Annotated in this window: 3 protein-coding genes and 1 pseudogene; 3 read left to right on the forward strand and 1 reads right to left on the reverse strand. The window is 46.1% G+C overall.

Annotation, left to right across the window (positions count from 1 at the left end):
* Window positions 1-379: 379 nt before the first annotated feature.
* The 3 genes and pseudogenes from IQ257_RS28685 to rpmA all read left to right on the forward strand — a co-directional run.
* Window positions 380-2081: pseudogene (locus IQ257_RS28685) on the forward strand (NACHT domain-containing protein); the annotation flags it as partial.
* Window positions 2082-2503: 422 nt separating this feature from the next.
* Complete coding sequence (gene rplU, locus IQ257_RS28690) at window positions 2504-2920, forward strand: 50S ribosomal protein L21 (protein WP_193882163.1); 417 nt, start codon at window positions 2504-2506, stop codon at window positions 2918-2920.
* A gap of 91 nt (window positions 2921-3011) precedes the next feature.
* Window positions 3012-3311: a 50S ribosomal protein L27 gene (rpmA, locus tag IQ257_RS28695; RefSeq protein ID WP_193882160.1), complete on the forward strand. Its 300-nt coding sequence runs from the start codon at window positions 3012-3014 to the stop codon at window positions 3309-3311.
* A gap of 98 nt (window positions 3312-3409) precedes the next feature.
* Here rpmA and IQ257_RS28700 read toward each other — a convergent pair whose 3' ends face one another.
* Entirely contained in the window at window positions 3410-5152 is a 1743-nt protein-coding gene (locus IQ257_RS28700) for a DUF3685 domain-containing protein (RefSeq protein ID WP_193882166.1), read from the reverse strand.
* Window positions 5153-5226: the final 74 nt, after the last annotated feature.

Raw genomic sequence — 5226 nt, forward strand, 5'->3', positions numbered from 1 at the left:
GCTGGGGAGCGGGGGAGCGGGGGAGTAAAGTAACACCTCAACAATCGCCTTGTCCCTTTCTTCCCCACACCCCCTTGAACAGAAATACGGTAACTCACCCGACGTAAACTATAATTTTAATCTTCACCCTTAGCGAATTGGTTGAAAACCCTGCAACCAACTCAAAGGGCAGAATCAATGTGGACAGGTAGGAGGACTCGCGGTAGTTGGTTGTTATGGTGAAATAGCAGCAAATTTAGTAACAAATTTAACGGCTTGCTTCTCTGGGAGTTCCACCGTTAAGTTATTGGTTTCAGATTTATTCGTTACACTTCATCCTTTCGGGTCAGGGATTGCATCTCTATAATCCACGATCTGACTGTTAAGGAATTCTGTAATGATGATAATTGATGAGACAATTAGCACAATTGTTGGGTTTCCAGTTTTGAATTTTAAAAATCAACTGGAGCGCAATGAAATAGTCATCAAATTTCTAAAAAAACTCAATCTCGATCCAGAAGATCCTCCGACTGATTTTACAGGAGTTTATCAATATAGCTTGGTCGAGTATGGTGTGGGTAAACCCATAGCAATTCTTGAACTGTTTCGGCAAAAATCAATTCAAGAATCTTTCCGCCAAGCTTTTGAGAACAATAAACATGCAATCTTACTCAAAGTCGGTGAAGAGTTGCTTACTGGGTATCCGTTAGGGAATAAAATTCGAGAATTAGGCATTGATACCCGTCGAGAATTTGCCGCGTTTACTGCTATTTTTATCGAAATCACTAAATGGACCCGTACACCTGCTGAGGTAAGACAAAATCAGACAATTGAAACCTTACGGCAACGGTTGAGTAACATTCAACAACGGCTGGATAGGCTGCCGACGTTGGAGGGAATTCGTACAGAAATGGCGCGACTGGCAACACAAACCAAGTCGGCAATGACAGTGGCAGAGTTCTTTATTCAAAAGCAGTGTAAGGTGTTTGGTTTAGCCCAGCAGATGAGGGGTTGGTTTGAAACCTTGGGCTACCGATTTGAGCGATATGAAGTTTGGGAAGCCGATTATTTTGAGTGGATTGTTGATATCCCATCGCGGCGAGGATATGACCGTATTTTAGTGCGTGGGATTGAGGGAGAAGCAACAATTAGTGATGTCGCGGCATTGCGTAAATCGGTGGAAAAACAAAGAATCCATGAAGGGTGGCTGGTAGCAGCAAACCGAATCAGCCGCGCTGCCTTAGATGCGGTGGAAATGGTGGAAAATAGAAAACTTTTTTGCTATACCTTTGACGAACTTCTAGATGAGGCGGCTGATTTCAGTGGCTATCTCAATTGGCTGGAAACTGAGGTGAAGCGGCGGGGAATTGACCAGATGTATATGCCGTTAGCTTGTAATCAGGCAGAAATTGACCCGATTACCAAACAGAGAATCGCGGTTAATCGTTATGATGAACGGGATGGTTGGATTGATGGTTATATTGACCGTTGGCTAGATGACCCTGCTAAGGAACACCTCTCAATTCTCGGTGAGTTGGGTATAGGCAAGACGTGGTTCGCATTTCACTATGCCTGGACTGTGCTGCAACGCTACCGTCAGGCGAAAAAACGGGGGTTAGAGCGCCCCCGCCTACCCTTGGTGATTCCGTTACGGGACTATCCTAAAGCGGTGAGTGTGGAGTCGCTGTTTTCTGAGTTCTTTTTCCGCAAGCATGAGATTCCGTTACCGGGTTATTCTGCTTTTGAACAACTCAACCGCATGGGTAAGTTGTTGCTGATTTTCGATGGCTTTGATGAGATGGCACCAAAAGTTGACCGTCAGGAGATAATTAACAACTTTTGGGAGTTGGCGAAAGTAGTGGTGCCGGGAAGTAAGGTAATTTTGACCTGTTGCACGGAGCATTTTCCAGAAATAGAAGAAGGGAGGGCGTTGCTGAATGCAGAACTGCAAGCGTCTACTGCCAATCTGACGGGAGAAACGCCCCAATTTGAGGTGTTAGAACTCAAGAAGTTGGACGATGATCAAAATGCATCAGATGCTGTCGTTTCAGGTGGAACCTACCACAATTCAACTACCCCAACTTACTCCGCTTCGCCATAAGGCTCCATTTCGTTGAAGTTGGGGATTGTATCTATCGTCCAGCGCAGTTCCCAAAATAATGGCAAGGGGTTTGAGCAACGCAGGTACGGAGTTGCTCTCCCTATGCCTCCTGCCTTCTTCCAGTAAGTAAGACTTGACACTACCCAAACGAATCAAAGATAATGGGAAATTGCGTGTATTATCCTGCTCGGATCAGGTTGAGATATACCAAAAGCTGCTCAGAGCGATAGATACCTAGTAATTTATCGCCTCTCCAAAGAGGGGACTTAGGCACAATCGGGTTATTCAGTAGCTGAGTTCCGAGCGTGGAATTGCCGAGATAGGCGTTCTAGGTTCAGGGCTTTCAGCATGATAAACCAATGCGTTAGTCCTAATCAGGAGAAAAGACAGCTACCTGTACGGCTTACCTTTGAGGACAATTCCATGAGTTACGCAATTATTGAAACGGGTGGTAAACAATTGCGAGTTGAACCCGGTCGCTTTTATGATATTGAACTGCTACCGGTCAAACCCGAAGAAAAAGTTACCATCGACAAGGTCTTGTTCGTTCAGCATGATGGTGAGGTAACAATCGGTCAACCCTTCATTGAAGACGCACAGGTTGAAGGTACGGTGATGCGGCACTTTCGCGGTCGCAAGATCATCGTTTACAAGATGAAGCCGAAGAAAAAAACTCGCAAGAAACGCGGTCACAGGCAGGAAATTACTCGCTTGATGATTGACTCCATCAGTATGAACGGTTCGGTGCTAGCTGCTATAAATGCTGAGTCAACCGAGACACCAACTTCTGAACCAACAACAGCCGAGGCGTCGGCAGAAGTAGAAGTAGCTGCGGAGTAAACCCCCGCAATCGAGACATCAACATCAGTAGAGAATCCCAAAAGTGTCTCACAATAAGACTAGGAACTAACTAACACTACAGCAGAAGACTATGGCTCATAAGAAAGGTACAGGTAGTACTCGTAATGGTCGCGACTCTAATGCCCAGCGGCTAGGTGTAAAGCGCTTCGGCGGTCAAGTTGTCAGAGCTGGCAATATTTTAGTACGTCAGCGCGGCACTAAGTTTCACCCTGGCACCAATGTTGGTCGTGGGAAGGATGACACTCTGTTTTCCCTGATTGACGGCATCGTTACCTTTGAGAGAAAAGGCAGAGTTCGCAAAAAAGTCAGCGTTTATCCAGTAACAGTAGATTCAACACCCGAACCCGAATTGGCAGCGGCGCAGGCTTGAATCAACAAGTAATTGACTTTTGTCAGTAACTGAGGAAAGCACCTTTAGGGGTGCTTTTCTTTTTTAGGCTGAGGTTTCGACGAGTAACTGTTCAACATTTACTTCCCATTTCTACCAAATCGCGTATCATTTAAGGCACTCCCAACCCCCTGAATTACACCGCGAATCACTAAACCAATCGCTCTACCAACTACCTGGGTTAGGACGTAAACAACTCCTTTACCCAACCAGCCAATCGTACCGCGCAGGCGAGGCGAACTCGCATCCCGAAACTCATAGGCAAGGGTTACAGCTAGCCGAATACCCCGAAGTTGTTCTAACTCCTGACGACGTGGAGCGTAAATAGAAGTTTTTTTAATACCGATGTCACTGAGAACAAATAAATCGTAGCGACTCTCGAAGATAGCTTCTGGTTCATCTAACAATTCCGATCGCCGATATCTCCACGATAAATTATTACGGAATCTGGCAATTTCTCGTGACGAAATCAACTGCCGATCAAAAAAGCTGTGCTTGATAGTTTCAACATCCCCAAAACGATTTAACAAGGGTTGAACAACGGCATTTGCCACTTGAATAATCAAATTTTGCAGCAAGATTTCTGCTCGTCCCAAAGCTTCAGGCGTCTGGGCTGAATAGGAAACATTATCAATCATTAAAGGGGCGTCAAATAACTGATTCGCTAGCAACTCAATCACCAACGGAATCTTATCTAAAATGTCAATTTGCACAGGCGCGGCATCTTGCAGTAAAACATCTACAAGTTCAAACTGCTGATTTCCGACTGGCACCGTATAATATTTGCCAAAAAAATTCGTCAGCGATACTTGCCACAAATCTTGTAACAGCCGCGATCGCTTCTGAGGAAGCTGCTCGGGTGTAACTTGAGAAAAGCGTAGTGCGTCGAGTACTTCCTCAAACTTTTTCAAGACGATATAGAGTACATCCTGTTTTCTCTCCCCTTGGAGAATGTCAATTTCTAAAGGCGTGTCGGTCAAATTTTGCAAACCCGACTGTAACCTTTCCACCGTCACCTCAAGAAGTGTGAGGGGTTGATTCCTAAGACTGAGTTCTGAGCGTGTAATCGCCCCAGAGGTAAGGCGAGATAAGGGTTGTCTCCTTGTAGATGAGTTTTCTGAAGCGATCGCTTGCCTCTGAGAACGATTATCAGCCAACTCCGTATTGAACCTTTCCTGTTCCACCACAATCGCATCCGTCGGCAATAGCTGATTCACCACCCAACGTGCTGCCAAAAGTTCCCGGCGGCGTCCGTTCCAAAACAGCCAGTCTAGCTTAGACAGGTGAGGATTTTGCAATTGTGCGATCGCTTGCGCTAATGCCTCGTCAATTTGCCGCAATCCAGATTGGCGCATTCGATGATGCCAGCTCGGAGGTTGCAGACTACTAACCGATACAGGTAGCCTCTGCCAAGACGATTCCCCTCTGTGCAACTGCCGTATCGCTTCGACAATTGTGGTGATAGAAGATCCCTTAGAACAGTAACCCTCAACGCCCAACTGTTTAGCAACAGCAAGTTGAGTGGGTTCTGATTGAGCCGTAACCACTAAAATCGGCAAGTCAGGGTAATCTGTCTTGAGCAACCGACATAAGGACAACCCAGACAGTGCTTGAGGGTAAATGCGCCCTAATGCCAGTTCCAACACTACTAACTCTACGACCTCTTCCCCCTGCAAGTTTCTCAAGTATTCCAACCCGGCTGCACCCGTATCGAACTCAGCCACAACTTGCAAATCAGGAAATCCTTCTAGCGCCGTACTCAGCCCTAACCGGAAGATCGGGTCATCATCAATCAGAAGGATGTGAATTAAGCGATCGCTCATGGATAAAAGGGAGTGGGGAGTGGGGAGTGGGGAGTGGGGGATTTTTTAGGTTAACTTAACCATTTCCCCCGTCC

This window comes from Coleofasciculus sp. LEGE 07092, assembly GCF_015207375.1.
Lineage (GTDB): Bacteria > Cyanobacteriota > Cyanobacteriia > Cyanobacteriales > Coleofasciculaceae > LEGE-07092.

What these genes read in the sequence shown, in the direction of transcription:
- rplU (WP_193882163.1), top strand. Translation starts at nt 2,504, where the DNA reads ATGAGTTACGCAATTATTGAAACGGGTGGTAAACAATTGCGAGTTGAA.
- rpmA (WP_193882160.1), top strand. Translation starts at nt 3,012, where the DNA reads ATGGCTCATAAGAAAGGTACAGGTAGTACTCGTAATGGTCGCGACTCT.
- IQ257_RS28700 (WP_193882166.1), bottom strand. Translation starts at nt 5,152, where the DNA reads ATGAGCGATCGCTTAATTCACATCCTTCTGATTGATGATGACCCGATC.